At 59.8% G+C, this 16,327-nt stretch carries 14 protein-coding genes; 8 read left to right on the top strand and 6 right to left on the bottom strand.

The genetic code is table 11. The annotated features are described in order from the left end of the window. Window positions 1-46 precede the first annotated feature (46 nt). From ACR0AZ_RS00380 to ACR0AZ_RS00390, 3 genes are read left to right on the top strand one after another with little or no spacing between them, the layout of a single operon-like run. Entirely contained in the window at window positions 47-634 is a 588-nt protein-coding gene (locus ACR0AZ_RS00380; protein WP_480468946.1) for a TRAP transporter small permease, read from the top strand. Continuing rightward, entirely contained in the window at window positions 635-1,924 is a 1,290-nt protein-coding gene (locus ACR0AZ_RS00385) for a TRAP transporter large permease (RefSeq protein WP_039540899.1), read from the top strand. A 25-nt stretch (window positions 1,925-1,949) separates the two neighbouring features. Continuing rightward, window positions 1,950-3,011, top strand: a complete 1,062-nt coding sequence (locus ACR0AZ_RS00390) for a TRAP transporter substrate-binding protein (RefSeq protein ID WP_480468947.1) — start codon at window positions 1,950-1,952, stop codon at window positions 3,009-3,011. A gap of 31 nt (window positions 3,012-3,042) precedes the next feature. Here ACR0AZ_RS00390 and ACR0AZ_RS00395 read toward each other — a convergent pair whose 3' ends face one another. Beyond that, window positions 3,043-3,513 (bottom strand): tetratricopeptide repeat protein, encoded by a 471-nt coding sequence (locus ACR0AZ_RS00395; RefSeq protein WP_480468948.1) that lies wholly within the window; start codon window positions 3,511-3,513, stop codon window positions 3,043-3,045. An 84-nt stretch (window positions 3,514-3,597) separates the two neighbouring features. Here ACR0AZ_RS00395 and ACR0AZ_RS00400 point away from each other — a divergent pair, with 84 nt between their 5' ends. The 3 genes from ACR0AZ_RS00400 to ACR0AZ_RS00410 all read left to right on the top strand — a co-directional run bounded on the left by ACR0AZ_RS00400 (window position 3,598) and on the right by ACR0AZ_RS00410 (window position 7,434). Further along, window positions 3,598-4,797 carry a cytochrome-c peroxidase gene (locus ACR0AZ_RS00400; protein ID WP_480666499.1) on the top strand — a complete coding sequence of 400 codons (1,200 nt, stop codon included), beginning with the start codon at window positions 3,598-3,600 and terminating at the stop codon, window positions 4,795-4,797. 76 nt (window positions 4,798-4,873) lie between these two features. Beyond that, complete coding sequence (locus ACR0AZ_RS00405) at window positions 4,874-6,259, top strand: bifunctional enoyl-CoA hydratase/phosphate acetyltransferase (RefSeq protein WP_480468950.1); 1,386 nt, start codon at window positions 4,874-4,876, stop codon at window positions 6,257-6,259. Next, the gene (locus tag ACR0AZ_RS00410; RefSeq protein ID WP_480666500.1) at window positions 6,259-7,434 is read left to right on the top strand and encodes an acetate/propionate family kinase; all 1,176 of its coding nucleotides are present in this window, start codon (window positions 6,259-6,261) and stop codon (window positions 7,432-7,434) included. Before ACR0AZ_RS00405 ends, ACR0AZ_RS00410 begins: the two co-directional genes overlap by 1 nt. 208 nt (window positions 7,435-7,642) lie before the next feature. Here the strand turns inward: ACR0AZ_RS00410 and gph are convergent, their stop codons facing one another. After that, window positions 7,643-8,317, bottom strand: coding sequence for a phosphoglycolate phosphatase (gene gph, locus ACR0AZ_RS00415; protein ID WP_480666502.1), 675 nt, complete (start codon window positions 8,315-8,317; stop codon window positions 7,643-7,645). A gap of 224 nt (window positions 8,318-8,541) precedes the next feature. Here gph and hemP point away from each other — a divergent pair, with 224 nt between their 5' ends. Both hemP and ACR0AZ_RS00425 read left to right on the top strand, forming a co-directional pair. Beyond that, window positions 8,542-8,709, top strand: a complete 168-nt coding sequence (gene hemP / locus ACR0AZ_RS00420; protein WP_480666503.1) for a hemin uptake protein HemP — start codon at window positions 8,542-8,544, stop codon at window positions 8,707-8,709. Next, complete coding sequence (locus tag ACR0AZ_RS00425) at window positions 8,706-9,182, top strand: hypothetical protein (RefSeq protein ID WP_480666504.1); 477 nt, start codon at window positions 8,706-8,708, stop codon at window positions 9,180-9,182. The genes hemP and ACR0AZ_RS00425 overlap by 4 nt, the downstream gene beginning before the upstream one ends. A gap of 44 nt (window positions 9,183-9,226) precedes the next feature. On the opposite strand, the gene ACR0AZ_RS00430 is transcribed toward ACR0AZ_RS00425, so the two are convergent. From ACR0AZ_RS00430 to ACR0AZ_RS00445, 4 genes are all read right to left on the bottom strand, one after another. After that, a complete protein-coding gene (locus ACR0AZ_RS00430; protein WP_480666505.1) occupies window positions 9,227-12,292 on the bottom strand; it encodes an aminotransferase class III-fold pyridoxal phosphate-dependent enzyme in 3,066 nt (1,021 codons plus the stop codon). 110 nt (window positions 12,293-12,402) lie between these two features. Further along, window positions 12,403-13,275 carry an NAD(P)-dependent oxidoreductase gene (locus tag ACR0AZ_RS00435; RefSeq protein ID WP_480468956.1) on the bottom strand — a complete coding sequence of 291 codons (873 nt, stop codon included), beginning with the start codon at window positions 13,273-13,275 and terminating at the stop codon, window positions 12,403-12,405. 91 nt (window positions 13,276-13,366) lie between these two features. Then, window positions 13,367-13,756 carry a Cu(I)-responsive transcriptional regulator gene (gene cueR, locus ACR0AZ_RS00440; RefSeq protein WP_480468957.1) on the bottom strand — a complete coding sequence of 130 codons (390 nt, stop codon included), beginning with the start codon at window positions 13,754-13,756 and terminating at the stop codon, window positions 13,367-13,369. Further along, on the bottom strand, window positions 13,753-16,227 hold the full coding sequence (locus tag ACR0AZ_RS00445) for a heavy metal translocating P-type ATPase (RefSeq protein ID WP_480666506.1): 2,475 nt from the start codon (window positions 16,225-16,227) through the stop codon (window positions 13,753-13,755). Before ACR0AZ_RS00445 ends, cueR begins: the two co-directional genes overlap by 4 nt. Window positions 16,228-16,327: the final 100 nt, after the last annotated feature.

Raw genomic sequence — 16,327 nt, forward strand, 5'->3', positions numbered from 1 at the left:
ATGACGACTGCGGGGCGAACCCGCGGCTGAACAAGGGAGGATCCGCATGGGCGGACTGGCATCGGCGTTAGCGCCGATTGCATTCGTGAACGAAACCGTGCTGCGACTGGGCCGCGCGGTTGGTGTCGTTGCGATTGCAGTCATGGTAGTCGCAATCCTGATCCAGGTGTTCTTTCGATACGTTCTTGGAAACGCTCTGCCATGGCCGGACGAGGCTGCGCGGTTCTGTATGCTCTGGATGACGGGCCTGATGGCGCCCACAGCCTTCCGACGCGGAGGTTTTGTCGCCATCGACATGCTGCAGCGCTTTCTGCCGCGCGTGCTTGGCCTATCGCTCAATCTGTTTCTGCTTTTGATTTCACTGGCTGTCCTTCTGGTTGCCGTGAACATTGGATGGTCCGAAGTTACCGGCTTTGGTGGCCGGTTCGCCACTGCGGCTCTGTATCTGCCCACTTCTTTCGGGTTTGATGAATGGTATCGCATCCCGCGCAGTTGGATGATGGCGTCACTGCTGGTGGGGATCATCCTTCTGATCTCAGTCAATATCGAGCTGATCCTGCGGTCCATCGTGACCATGCTGGGCGGAGGGCATCTTCTGCCTGAGATTCCCGAAGCTGCGGTGGGGGCTGAATAAATGCTGATTTGGTTCCTGCCCACATTCCTGATTTTCCTGCTGATCGGCCTGCCGGTCTTTTTTGCATTGCTGGCCGCTCCGGGTATTTTGCTGTGGCTCAGCGGTCAGACCAACGACATCACGCTGCTTTATCGCAATGTTTATAACGGCATGGACAGCTTCCCGCTGATGGCCATTCCGTTTTTCATGCTGGCTGGAGAGTTGATGAACCGCGGCGGCATCACCATCCGTCTCGTCGAGTTCAGTCAGGCCCTGATGGGCCACCTGCGGGGCGGCCTTGCACATGTGAACGTGCTGAGCTCGATCCTGTTCGCTGGCCTTTCGGGCTCTGCCGTGGCTGACACCTCGGCGCTTGGATCTATGTTGATCCCGGCGATGGAGAAGCAGGGCTATACCCGCAAATTCGCCGCCGCGATCACGGCGGCCAGTTCGGTGATCGGGCCAATCATCCCGCCTTCGGGTATTATGATCATCTATGCCTATGTCATGGGTGAAAGTGTGGCGGCGCTGTTCCTTGCTGGTATCGTACCCGGTGTGATGGTTGGCGTTGGCTTGATGCTTATGATCAAGGTCATGGCCGATCGGTATGACTTCCCAGTCGCCAGCCGCAAATACACTTGGCCCGAACGCCGTCAGGCCAGTCTGAAAGCGTTCTTTCCGCTGATGACACCAGTGATCATTCTGGGTGGTATTCTTGGCGGTATATTCACCCCAACCGAGGCCGCCGCCGTGGCCGTGGGATATGCCTTCATCATCGGTTTCTTTGTTCTGCGCACCCTTACTTTGAAGGAAGTTCCCGAAATACTTAGCAATGCAGGCATGACTTCGGCGGTCGTCCTGTTGCTGGTCGGCGCGGCGATGGCGTTCAAGACGGTCGTTAGTCTCAGCCATGCGCCGGAACAATTGGCCTCGCTGATCCTCAGCCTGTCGGAAAACCCGCTGATCCTGCTGTTCCTGATCAACCTGCTGCTGTTCATCGTCGGCATGTTTCTGGACGCAGGCCCCGCGATCATCATCCTTGGCCCGATCCTTGGTCCGATCTTCACCAGCCTCGGCGTAGACCCGATCCATTTCGCCATCATCATGAGCGTCAACCTGACCGTCGGTCTGGCCACACCGCCCATGGGGTTGGTTCTATTTGTGGCTGCCGCAGTTTCACGCGAACGGGTTGAGACCATCGCCAAGGCAATCCTGCCGTTTCTGGCAGTCGAAATTATCGTGATCTTTCTGATCACTTATATCCCCGCACTATCCATGACGATCCCGAGGATAACGGGATTTGCAAACTGAACTGAGTATCACAGGGAGGAAACGCATGCTCAGAAGATTTATGAAAACCGCAGCGGTGGCCACATCGCTGGTGGCCGCGTCCGCCATGGTCGCGACCGCTGCCGACTATACGCTGCGCGCCACTGCCAACTCGAACGAAAATGACGAAGACTATGACGGGCTGGTCGTCTTCAAGAACTATGTCGAGGCTGCCTCGAACGGCGCCATCGAGGTTGAGCTGTTCATCGGCACGCAGCTGTGTTCGAACGGTGCTGAGTGCCTGCAGGGCGTGGCCGATGGCACCATCGACATCTATATCTCCACCTCGGGCGGGGCCTCGGGCATCTTTCCTTATGTGCAGGTTCTGGACCTGCCTTACCTGATGGCCGATGACCGCATTGCCGAGCATGTCCTTTCCGGCGATTTCACCCGCACCATGCGTGACATGGCGCTTGAGGATTCCGGCGGCGCGATCCGACTGATGACCATCGGCAACACCGGCGGCTGGCGCAACTTCGCCAACACCCAGCGCCGTATTGCTGAGCCCGCCGACATGGAGGGCTTGAAGATCCGCACCGTGGTCGCCGACCTGCCGCAGGAACTGGTGAAGGCGCTGGGTGCATCACCCACCCCGATCCCGTGGCCGGAACTGTTCACCAGCTTCCAGACTGGCGTTGTTGAAGGGTCCAAGAACGGTATCACTGACATCATGGGCATGAAATTCCCTGACGCGGGCCTGCAATATGTCACGCTGGACGGCCACGCCTATATGGGCGCGTTGTGGTGGATGAACAACGCCAAGTTCCAGGAGATGCCCGAGGATATGCGCCGTGTCGTCGTGGACGGCTTCTATGCTCTGCAGCAGGCGACCTTTGCCTCGCCCAAGCGCAAGTCGATTCAGGCTTATGAGGATTTTGTCGCCGGTGGCGGTGACCTTTATGTCCTGACACCCGACCAGAAGGCTGCGTTCAAAGAGGCTGCAACCCCGGTCTATGACTGGTTCCAGTCCAATGTGACACGTGGCGATGAGATCTTTGTAGCGTTGACGGACGCTGTGGCAGCAGCCGAGGCGGACGTGAACGCCTCACGCGATGCGGACCTGAACTGAGATATTGGGTCGGGCCCTCGTGGCCCGGCCTTCACCGAAACGGGTACATCCACCCTTTGTAGTCGTTGACCAGAACATGCGCCCTTTCGATCTGCTCCGGCGTCATTTTCTTGACCACTTCCTCAAGGCTGATCGCTGCATCGGGATCGCCGCCAATCGCGCTGAGTGTGTACCACATATAGGCCCGCACCAGATCAGGCGCGGGCATGCCGAGACCCAGCTCATAATACCAGCCGATGCCGGATTGCGCCCCCGGATGCCCCTTCATCGATGCGCGCAGATACCATTCAAACGCCCGCTCATAGTCCTGTTTGACCCCAAGCCCCAACCCGTACATCACACCGATCAATTCCTCGGCTTCGGCATTTCCGGACCGAGCGGCGGGCAGCAGTTCCTCGCGCGCTGCTTCAAACTCTCCGGCCTCCATCAGATTGCGTGCCTGTTCCAACTCAGCCAGCGCTGGGGTCGCGAGAAGGCAAAGGGCAAATACAAGCTGACGCATGGGATTGCTTTCCTTTTGGCAGGGGCTGCGGCTGCTCAGGATTTGCCGCGTCCGCTGACGGATGATGATTTCCTCCCCTTTGATATGAAACAGGCCGCCATTGGTCATCAACTGTTTTACGACCCGATCCTGTCGGGCAACCAGAACATCAGTTGCGCTCATTGCCACCACCCGGATTTCGGCACCTCGGACGGGTTGTCGCTGGGCATCGGCGAGGGCGGGCAGGGCCTGGGGCCAGATCGCACGCCGGGCATCGGTGCAGACAAGATCCGCAAGCGCATTCCGCGCAATTCACCAGGTTTGTGGAACCTTGGGGCCAAGGACATCCATACTGTTTTTCATGATGGCCGCCTGAGTATTTCGGATGTCTACGGCAACGGCTTCAACTCGCCCGCGCAGGAATGGCTGCCGGAAGGGCTGAATTCGCTGCTGGCCGCGCAGGCGCTTTTTCCGCTGACCTCTCAGTTTGAAATGGCCGGGAATGTGGCGGAAAATCAGGTCACCGGCGCGGTGCATGACCGTATCGACAAGGGCTGGCCGATTCTCGCCAAACGCGTGCGCACCGATCCGCGCTATGGCCCTGCTTTGGTTGAGGCGTTCGACGAAATCGATACGACCGAAGACATAACGATCACCCAAGTCGCCAACGCGCTGGCGGCATTCATGGCGCTGGAATGGCGCAGCATGGACAGCCCGTTCGATCAATACCTGGCAGGGGATCACACGGCTTTAACGCCGCAGCAGCACGACGGCATGACCCTGTTCTTTGGCGAGGCGGGATGCGCAAACTGCCACTCGGGACCTTTGCTGTCGGATCAGAAATTCCACGCGCTGGGCCTGCCGCCTTTCGGTCCAGGCAAGACCCGCCAATGGGACCCCTATGCCCGCGATGTGGGTCGCATGGGGGAAAGCGACCGGCTTGAGGACGCCTATCGCTTTCGCACCCCGATGCTGCGCAACGTGACCGAGACAGCGCCCTACGGCCATAATGGCGCCTTTCCCGATCTGGAAGGCATCATCCGTCACCACCTGAATCCATCGCAGAGCCTTGAGGCCTGGACCCCTGAAATGGCTGGGTTGCCGGATGTACCGTGGCTGGCCAAGGTGGATTTCATCGTTTGGCAGGACCGGTTTGAGATGGACCGCCAGCGCCAGAAGATCGATATTGAGCCGTTGGAGCTGACCGACTCCCAGATCGCCGATTTGGTGGCATTCTTGGGCGCGTTGAAAGGCACAACGCTGGATACGCCGCTCTTCGGCGTGCCAGATGGTTTTGAGCCCTAGAAAACTCCGCGAACGTCATTGGATATTTACCTGAAATCTCATAATGCTCGGTACAAATCAGCCGTCGAGAGTATCCATGCAGTACCACAACAAGCCCTACGATCAGCTACAGATTGGCGATACGGCCGAGTTAAGACGGATTTGCACCGAGGATGATTTTTATGTCTTCGCGTCGAACTCCGGTAATCATAACCCCCTGCATCTGGCGGCCGAGGATGGAGATGGCGACAACATAGATGAGGCGATTGCGCCCGCGATGTTTGTCGGGGCTCTGATATCGGCCGTGCTGGGGAATATCCTGCCGGGTGCTGGGACGCTCTATAAGTCGCAAAGCTTCGATTTCAGCACTCGCGCCCATGCGGGCGAGGAACTGATGGCGCGCGTTACGGTCGTCGAAAAGCGCGAGAACCGAGAGGTGGTTCTGGAAACTCAGGTGATCCGACCCAGCGATGATGCGGTGATCGTCTCTGGCACGGCAGTGGTTACCGCGCCGGAAAAAGAGATGTCATTTCATGAGATCGAAGTGCCCGGTCTTGTGGTGCAGCGGCACCGGCATTTCGACGCGTTGCTGGATCGGTCGCGCCCGTTGCCCCCGATCCCCACTGCCGTGATCGCCCCGGAAGAGCCAAACTCGCTCGGCGGGGCGCTTCTGGCGGCGCGCGAGACCATTATCGAACCGATCCTGATCGGTGATCCCGACAAGATACTGGCAGCCTCCAAAGAGATTGATCTGCCGTTGGGCGAGACCGAGATTATCCCTGTTGCGGGCCATTTCGATGCCGCCAACACGGCAGTCGATCTGGTGATGGATGGTCGTGCCGAGGCCCTGATGAAGGGCCATCTGCACACGGATGACCTGCTGCGCGCCGCGCTCCGGCGTGACAGGGGTTTGAAAGTCGGGCGACGCTTTACCCATGTGTTTGTGATGGATGTACCCGGGCAGCCTCATCCGCTGCTGGTGACCGATGCGGCCATCAATATCGAGCCTGATCTGGAAACGAAGATCGACATCACCCAGAATGCCATCGATCTGGCGATTTCAATCGGTATCGGCGCGCCGAAGGTTGGTGTTCTGTCGGCGGTCGAGACGGTGAACCCCGCGATCCGCTCCTCTATCGACGCGGCTCTTTTGTCCAAGATGGCCGAGCGTGGGCAGATCAAGGGCGGTCTGGTCGATGGTCCTCTGGCCATGGACAACGCGGTTAGCCTTGCGGCAGCACGCACCAAAGGGATTGTTTCGGAAGTGGCGGGCCGCGCCGACATTCTGGTCGTACCCAATCTGGACGCTGGCAATATGCTGGCTAAACAGTTGACCTATATTGCCCATGCCGAAGGCGCCGGAGTGGTGCTAGGGGCGCGGGTGCCGATCATTCTGAACAGCCGTGCGGATGATGACAAGGCGCGCCTTGCCTCTTGCGCCGTGGCGGCGCTGCATGCGGCGCGGTTGTCTGGAAAGGTTTGATGGATCATATCGTTACGCTGAATGCTGGTTCCTCGTCGCTGAAATTCGGGCTGTTCGCTCGGGGCGACGGCGATCCCAGCCCGGTCTGCACTGGAATGGTCGACAGGATCGGCAGCCCGGGGGCGTCGGTCAGCCTGCGTGGGGCGGATGGCAGCAGACTGATCGACGAGGTTTCGGATGCAATCCGCGATCACGACAGCGCGTTGGATCGGGTTCTCAGCCTGCTGCAGACCCAGTTTCCCGCAGCCCGGGTCGCTGCGGTGGGGCACCGCATCGTGCACGGAGGTCCGGATAACGACCGGCCCGCTACCATTACCCCCGATGTCCTGAGCGCACTGGAGACGCTGGAACCCTTCGCGCCGCTGCACCAGCCCTATAACTTAGCCGGTGCGCGGGCTGCGATGGCGCGCTTTCCCGAGGCCACTCAGGTGGCCTGTTTCGACACGGCCTTTCACCGTCATCACCCGTGGGTGAACGATACCTTCGCGCTGCCGACTGAATATTATGACATGGGCGTCCGTCGCTATGGCTTCCATGGGCTCAGCTATGACTACATCTCGGGTCATCTGGCCCAGACTGCGCCAGAGGTGCACTCCGGGCGGGTGATCGTGGCGCATCTGGGCAATGGCGCATCAATGTGCGCCATTCACGGCGGTCGGTCGGTGGGCTCGACCATGGGCTTTTCAGCGCTGGATGGTTTGCCGATGGGCACGCGCTGCGGTCAGCTTGATCCGGGCGTGATGCTGTATCTGATGCAGCAGAAGGGCATGGGTGCTGAAGAGATATCAGACCTGCTCTATCGCAAGTCGGGTCTGCTGGGGTTGTCTGGCCTGTCCAACGATATGCGCACACTGGAACAGTCGGATACGCCCGAGGCCAAGCGGGCAATCGAGTATTTCACCTTCCGCGCCCGCCGGGAACTGGGATCGCTTACAGCGGTGCTTGGTGGTCTGGACGCTGTAGTGTTCACCGGTGGGATCGGAGAGAACTCGGTTTTGATCCGCTCCGAGATTTGCTCGGATCTAGGGTGGCTCGGGGCTGAGCTTGACGAGAAATCCAATGCCGGCAGTGCACGTGTGATCTCGACCGAGTCGTCCGCCGTGAAACTGATGGTCATACCCACCAACGAAGAACTTGTGATTGCCCGCGCAGCCGCCGGAATGTCTGCCGGATAGGTCGCAAAACGCACCCGGATGGACGTTATTTTGCTGGGGTTTTGACAAAAAAGCGCTGCTCTACGGGAATCCCCCAATTTCGGCGCTTGGGTAGATACGTTAATTATTCATTAACACCGGGCAGAACGCCCGTACCACTTTCACAAATTTCCCCCGATGAGGGGCTGGCTTCTTACCCCCTTGGCCGGCCCCTCTCTCTTTTTTGGGGTCATGAGTGCTGTGGCGTGTCCCCGAGGATCTGGCTCACCAGATCGGGCAATTCCGCGCTGTCGGCATAGCTGAGCGTATGGTGCATCTCGGTGATCGGTGATTTGCGATAGCCTTCGGTGAACAACAGGAATGGTACCTGCGCCCTGTGCGCGGTTTCAGCGTCGACTTCGCTGTCTCCGACAAATATGCGGGGGCCGGTATCAGGCAGAGCCTCGAAGCTGGCGTGTAGATGCGCAGGGTCGGGTTTGCGGGTGTTCAGGCTGTCGCCACCAAAGACCACGTCGAAATACTGTGACAGATTCAGTGCGTCCAAGACATGACGCGCCGGTTCTTCGGGCTTGTTGGTACATACGCCCAGAGTGCAGCCCATGGCACGCAGTTGTTCAAGAGCCTCGAGGACGCCGGGATAGACGGCGGTCTGATCACAGGCGGCGGCATTGTAATGGTGTAGAGTGAGCTGTGTCAGCTCCGGGTGTAGATCCCGGTCGATACCGCAATGATCGATGACCCGCTCGACCAGTTTAGGCAAGCCGTTGCCGACGAAGCTTCGGATCGTATCCTGGGGCAGGGGGGTGAGGCCCTGATCTGTCAGCATCCGGTTCGCAGCATTTGCGATGTCGGCGATGCTGTCCACCAGAGTCCCGTCCAGATCAAATACTACAACTGCCACCATGTTCGATTCCGCCTCTTTCCAAGTACGCCCAAGGCCTAAGGCGCAGCGGCGATCTGTGCAACAGGAAGCGGTTGAAACACCTAAAAAACCAAGGGTTGACAAATCTTACTATTTTTATCAGATTAAGGATTGAGAACAGCCAGCCAACCCGAGATCGGGTCAGCCAGATCAAGCGAACCACGAACAGATAAGGCCAAGTGCCAAAACGCTCTGGAGATGCCCCGATGAACGCGCAGACCCCCAATCCGACCCAAAGCTATGCTATCTCGATGCTGCCCGCCCATAGGGCGGAAGATCTGACCGCAGGCGGGAACCTGGCTCATATCGAGCTTGGTGATCAGCTTTACACCCTGCGCATCACCCGCGCGGGCAAACTGATCCTGACGAAATGAGCAGGCCTGCATCGCGCGGCGGTGCCGCTGTCGGACGACTGTCCGATCTGACCCCGGTTGAGGCAGGTGCTGTGATGTACCTGCGTCTTTGGGGCGATGGTGAAACCGGTCGTGCCAATGCGGCCAGCGATTTCGACATAGCGCTGGGCGTGGATCATGGTCGAGCCGCGATGCTGACGCTGGATCGGTTGTGTGCGCTCTGTGCTCATCACGGGCGGAGACCACTGGTTCGGCACGGGCTCGGATGTGCCTGTCTGGGCGCCGATGAGAACTGCTTTGCCCAGATGATTGCCGCCGCCTCCGAAGGCGCGCGCGAAGATGCGATGATGATGGCCTCTTTGATCGTGCGCCCGGATTTCGCCCCCGCTCTGGCGTCGTTGTCAGAAGAACTTGGTCTGGCCTTGCGCCGCATGACCGCCTCAATCCCCCTGCCGACGACAGGGCACCACCCCCCAAGTTCGGTGCTCCACTGATCGGTAAACTCAAAACCCCGGCCATTTTGCCGGGGTTTTGTCTTTTAGCAGCAGCCGCAGCCAGCGTGATGATGATCATGATCGCAAGAAGGCTCTGGCGTGTAATCGCCCACCACGGACAACACATCGCGCAGGGCCCAGAGGATCATATCCACATCCTCGGCTTCGATCGTCAGCGGGGGGCGGATCTTCAGGATGTTGTCCTTCGGCCCCTCACTGCCGATCAGAATGCGATAATCCCGCATCCGGTTTTTGACATAGCTGCAGATCTCGCTGGCCTCTGAACCATCGGGATTGATCAGCTCGACACCCAGAAACAGACCCATGCCGCGCACATCGCCGACCTGTGGGAAATCGGTTTCGATCTGCCGCAGCCCTTCCATCAGGCGGGCTCCCATAACGCGGGCATTGTCCTGCAGACCTTCGTCATCAACGATATCCAGCACCTCTTTACCGATGCGGCAGGACAGGGTTGACCCGCCGAAGGTCGAGAAGAACTCGATCCCGTTATCAAAGCTTTGTGCGATCTCTTTGGTCGTGACCAGCACACCCAGAGGATGCCCGTTGCCGATGGGTTTGCCCATCACCACGATATCCGGCAGCGCGCCCTGATGTTCGAAGCCGAAATAATGCTCTCCAAGACGACCAAGCCCGGTCTGCACTTCGTCGGCGATGCAAACACCACCCGCAGCGCGGATTTTTTCATAGACGGCAGGCAGATAGCCTTTGGGCGGAATGATCTGCCCTCCGACCGACGGGAAAGTTTCTGCGATGAATCCAGCGACACCGTGGCCGCGTTCCTGCAAAGCGGCAATCGCGGGATCGACAAAATTCGCGAATTTTGTGGCGCGGTCGGGATCGTCCCGCTTGAACGCGCCGCGATAATCATCCGCGACCTCAACCAGCTCCACCCAATCCGCCTTGCCGACGCCGCCCGGCTTGTTGAACTTGTAGGCCGAGATCGCCACCGCCGCGTTGGTATTGCCATGATACCCGTGATCCGGCGTCACGATCCCCTTCGCCCCGGTATGCGCCCGCGCCAGACGCAAGGCCAGCTCATTGGCCTCGGTGCCGGAGTTGACGAAGAAGCAGACCTCTAACCGGTCGGGGAGTTTTGACAAGACCTTCTCAGCAAAGGCGGTCTGTGCAGGGTGCAGATAGCGGGTGTTCGAGTTCATCCGCTTCAGCTGATCCGCTGCGACCGCCTGAATCCGCGGATGCGCGTGCCCCACGTGGGGCACGTTGTTATAGGCGTCCAGATAGGGGCGACCCCATTCATCGAACAGATGGTGCTTCCAACCGCGCACCAGCATGACCGGATCATCGTATGTCAGGCTGAGGTTGCCCCCGAAGTGATTGTGCCGCCCCTGCAGAATCTTCTGCTTGTCCGTCGGGCGATACGCGACCTTATCGTCCGGCAGGTTCAACAGCGCAGCCGGGTTGGGGCAGACAGCATTCCACAGCTCCAACTCATCCGGATCGGCCACGCCGGGCCAGTCGGCTTGCATGCCTCGTGTGGTCAACGCCAGTTGGAAATGCACATGCGGCGCCCAACCGCCGTTTTGCGTGGCGTCCCCCAGTTGCGCAAAAGCCGCGCCCTGCGTCACCGGATCTCCCGGTTTCAAACGGTCGCAGACCTCGGGGTCAAGATGGCCGTAAAGCGTATAGAATGCATCGCCATCCGGCGTCTCATGATGCAGGATCACCACCCCGCCATAGTCCAGATGCGCATCGCGGTTTTCTACCGCTTCGACCCGACCACTGAGCGGCGCATGCAGAACGGTCCCCGCAGGCGCAAACACATCCACAGCCAGATGCACCGTCCGCCGATCCGAGGCCTTCCACGGCCCCTTGCGGAAACCCGGCTCGGCATAGATCAGGCGGGGCTCGTTGTAATATCCCAGCCAAAGGCCTTCACCGAACTCCTCCCCCACGCGCGCTGCCTCTTCAAGGGGCATGTGGAACGGGTTCTGAGGCCAGGTCGAATTTTCAACCGAAAGCGAGCCCATGGGCGTTGCGCTCAAATCCTGCCCGAACATTTGCGCGAACTGCCCGCGATGGTTGGCCAGATAGGCATGTATGCGCTCCGCTCCGTCCACCACCGGCAAACCACAGGCCGTGCGCAGCCGCGCCGACATCAAATGGCCATTGAGCGATGTGTTCTCAAGAAATCGCCACGCCGGGGCCTGACTGACCGTCACATAAGGGTCATCCGGGTTTTCCGCTGCCATAAGGGTCGAGTTCACAACGGACACCGCAAGCCGCATCTGCAACAGAGGCCAGATCAAATCGACCTCATCTGCGCGCAACCGGTTGGCGGCATGATAGCCGCGCACCAGCGCTGCCAGCGCGCGTTCGGGCTTGGGATGATCCAGCACCACATAGGCTCCGGCAATCGCAAGATCGCATATCCGCGGTGCGGCGCACATATCTCCAAGATCAATCAGGCCCGAGACGCTGCGGCGTTCGCTCAATTCACCCTCGACCAGAATGTTGTAGTCATTTGCATCATTGTGAATGGCCTGTTTGGGCAGATCATCCAGCTGGCTGCGAATGGCATCAAAGCCAGCCACAACATCCTGCAACAGGGCACGCCGCACAGTGTCCTCAATTGCTTCCAACTGATCGGCAATCCAACCCGCCTGCATCAGGTCCCACTTGAACCCCTCACGATGCAGACCCGCATGATCGAACCCTTCCAGCGCCCGATCTGTCGCGCCTAGCACGCGACCCAGCTTCAGGATCAGATCCTCTGTCTTGGGCGCGCTGCGCGCATAACACTCACCCGGCAACCGCTCCAGCAACCAAACCAACCGTTCCGTTCCGCTTTCATCTTCAATTGCGGGCAACATCGCTTCCGAGAGATCGGGGAAGACCTTTGGAAAAGGCAGCCCGGGCGCTGCCGAAGCGATATGTTCCAAGGCTTTGATCTGCAAATCGACCAATCCGGGCTCACACCCCGCCCGCATGACCTTCAGCACATAATCCTGACCGTTGGTCGCCTGCACCAGAAAGTTGAGGTCATATTCCCCATCCAACCGCGTCAACCGAGCATCCAGCCCCCAGCGTTGGCGTAGCTTCCCGGCCCAATATGCGTTCAAATCGCTCATGCGACACCCCTTAGCTCTCCCCAAAGGGGATCCTCTTCATCTGGCCAAAAATATCTTCGGGGGGAATCGCGCCGACAGGCGCGATGGGGGGCAGACAGCCCCCTCTTCGATCACCCCAACGCGCGCAACCGCTTGAACAGAGAGGACGTATCCCAACGCCCCCCGCCCAGCTTCTGCACATCCTTGTAAAACTGATCGACCAGAGCAGTCACCGGCAAGGACGCCCCGGTTTCATCTGCAGTTTCCAGACAAATCCCCAGATCCTTGCGCATCCAATCCACGGCAAAGCCATGCTCAAAATGATCATCCAGCATGGTCTCATAGCGGTTCGCCATCTGCCAACTGCCTGCGGCGCCTTGACTGATCACCTCCACCACAGCGCGGCCATCCAGCCCGGCTTTCTCGGCAAAGTGCAACGCTTCGCTCAGGCCCTGCACCAGCCCGGCGATGGCGATCTGGTTGCACATCTTGGTCATCTGACCCGCGCCGCTGTCACCAATCCTGCGGCAGATCTTCGAATAGACCTGCATCATAGGCTCGGCCTTGTCGTAAGCCGCCTGATCCCCACCGCACATGATCGACAACACGCCATTCTCAGCGCCCGCCTGTCCGCCCGAGATCGGCGCGTCGACAAAAGCAATACCCTTCGCTTGACCGGCCGCATAAAGCTCGCGCGTCACTTTCGCTGAAACGGTGGTGTGATCCACAAAGATCGCACCCTCCGCCATCCCGTGAAAGGCACCTTCCTCACCAGAGCAAACCATGCGCAGATCGTCATCATTCCCGACGCAGGCCATCACGAAATCCGCACCCTCCGCCGCTGCGCGCGGCGTGGTCGCCATCGCGCCACCATGCTGTGCAACCCAGGTCTCGGCCTTGCTTGCGGTGCGATTGTAAACCGTGACCTCATGCCCTGCAGCCTGCAGGTGCCCCGCCATCGGATAGCCCATGACACCCAGGCCAAGGAACGCGACTTTTGCCATTTTTGAGATCCCCTCCGCTGTCCGGCGCGCGCATCGCGCCGGAATGTTCAGCGAAGACAAAGCAAAGCTGAGCCCAAAGGGCAACCCCGCGTCACGCTTTGTGGCCCAGGTCTTTCAGAATCGGACAATCCGGGCGGTCATCTCCGGCGCAGGCGTCGACAAGATGGCTGAGCGTATCGCGCATGCCCTTCAGATCGACGATCTTCGCATCGATCCGGGCCAGATGATCGCGCGCCACGCGTTTCACATCAGCGCTGGCACGGGATTCGTCTTCGTAGAGCGCCAACAGAGTGCGACAATCCTCGATCGTGAACCCCAGGGCGCGGGCGCGGCCCAGAAAGTTCAGCTTGTGAATGTCCTGATCCCGAAAACGCCGATATCCGTTGTCGTCGCGCAGCGGTTTGATCAGGTTGATGTCCTCGTAATACCGAATTGTCTTGGCAGGCAGGCCGGTGCGGGTCGAGACGTCTCCGATATTCATGCCGCCACCTCTCTTTGGCTCGTATTGGTCTGCGCCTCCGGCAGGCTGGCTCTTACACGCCGCAGGCGCAGCGCGTTTGAAACGACGAAGACGCTCGAGAGCGCCATCGCTCCTGCGGCCAGAGCCGGCGATAACAGATGCCCGCCAAACGGATACAACACCCCGGCAGCAACCGGGATCAGAAGCGTGTTGTAGCCAAAGGCCCAGCCAAGGTTCTGCCGGATGTTGCGCATGGTCCGGCGGCTGATCTCGACCGCATTGGCCACGCCGCGCAGATCGCCTGACATCAGTACGACGTCTGCAGTTTCAATCGCCACATCGGTGCCGGTGCCAATCGCAACACCGATATCCGCCGTTGCCAGCGCCGGAGCATCATTAATTCCGTCGCCCACAAAAGCGAGTGCACCGAACTGCTGCTGCAGGGCTGAGATCGCGGCGACCTTGCCATCGGGCAACACCTCGGCTGTGACATGATCGATGCCCAAACGGTCGGCCAAAGCCTGAGCCGTCTGTGCATTGTCGCCGGTGATCATCGCCAGCGTTACGCCCATATCATGCAAGCGGGTCAGCGCCTCGGTCGTACCCGGTTTGATCGGATCGGATACGGCCAAAGCTGCTGCGGCCTGACCGTCGATGGCGACATAGATCGGTGTCGCACCTTGTGCAGCGCGCTTTTGCGCCTCGGTCTGCAGTTCGCCCAGATCAATGTCATTCTGGGCCATCAGCCGATCTGCGCCAACCAGCACGTCGCGCCCTTCGATCTGAGCGCGCAGGCCGAGGCCAGTCAGGGACTCGAACGCTTCGATATCGGGCAAGGCTTCTGGCCCCGCGCGGGTGATCGCTGTGGCGATCGGGTGCTCGGACCGGGCCTCGGCAGCGGCGGCGAGGCGCAGAACCTCGGCGCGGTCAAATCCGTTGGTGATGATGACCTCTTCCAGTTCCGGTCGGCCCAGTGTCAGCGTCCCTGTTTTGTCCAGCGCGATGACCTTGGCCTGTTGCAATTGTTGCAACGCGTCGCCCTTGCGGAACAGTACGCCCAACTCGGCCGCGCGGCCCGTGCCCACCATGATCGAGGTCGGCGTCGCCAGACCCATCGCGCAGGGGCAGGCAATGATCAGGACCGATACCCCGGCGACCAAAGCCAATGGCAAGGCCGGGGCAGGGCCAAAGATCAACCACACCGCTACCGTCAGCACAGCAATCGCCATAACGGCAGGGACGAAATAATAGGTAATCCGGTCGACAAGCCCCTGAATGGGCAGCTTTGCCCCCTGCGCCTGCTCGACCATCCCGATGACCTGCGCCAGGACCGTATCCGCGCCCACATGCGTCGCCTGAATGCGCAGAGACCCGGTGCCGTTAACTGTCCCGCCAACAACAGGGTCACCGATGGCTTTGCCAACGGGCACGGGCTCGCCCGTAATCATGCTCTCATCGATATAAGAATTGCCGTCCAGCACGGTACCATCCACAGGCACGCGCTCTCCGGGTCGGATTTGAACGATGTCACGGACCACTATCTCGGCGATGGGGCGGTCGATCAGCTGACCATCTTTTTTGACACGTGCAGTTTTGGGCTGCAGCCTAACCAGTTTGCGTATGGCGGCCCCGGTCCGCCCTTTGGCACGGGCCTCCAGCAAACGGCCTAGCAGGATCAGTACGACAATGACGGCTGCGGCCTCGAAATACACATTGGCGGTGCCTTGCGGCAGCACCTGCGGTACAAAGGTTGCAATCACCGAATAAAGATACGCAGCCCCGGTACCCAGCGCGACGAGCGCATTCATGTCCGGCGCGCCGCGCAGAAGCGAGGGGATACCTTTGGCATAAAACACGCGCCCGGGACCGATCAGCAATATCGTGGTCAGGGCGAATTGGATCACATGACTGGTCTGTGCCCCAATTGTGGCCATCATCCATTGATGAAAGGCCGGGATCATATGCCCGCCCATCTCAAGGACGAACACCGGCACGGCCAGCGCCGCCGCGATCAGTGTCGTACGGTGCAAACCGGCAAGTTCTTCGGCTTTCTCATTCTGATCCTCTGCGCCCGTATCGGCGGGTCTGGCTGGGTATCCGGCCTCGGACACGCGTTTTGCCAGCGATGCCGGATCGGTCAAGCCGTCGGCATAGTCGATCACGGCGCTTGCATTGGCGAGGTTGACCGATGCCTCCGTCACACCGGGGATGGCATGCAGAGTACGCTCGATCCTGGAGACACAGGACGCGCAGCTCATCCCATCGATCTTCAAACGTGCCTGACGTGTCGCCGCAGGGTAGCCCGCGGTATCCAACGCAGTCAGAATATCCGAAAGCGCGGTGTCATGAGTCACATCCGCCGTGCCGGTCGCAAAGTTCACCGCGGCCTCTCTGACGCCGGGCAACGCACCCAACGCGGCCTCAACCCGGCCGACGCAGGAGGCGCAGTTCATGCCCGTAATCTTGATCTGATCGTGTTGTGATGCCGACATCCGAGTCGTCCCAAAAGTGACTTTCGCCCCTGACATAAGGGTTCCAGTCACGGGAAGGTCAAGGGTTGAGCCATCATTTCCCTGGCCCGCGTCGGTTTGG

Source organism: Ruegeria sp. BE3, assembly GCF_056538865.1.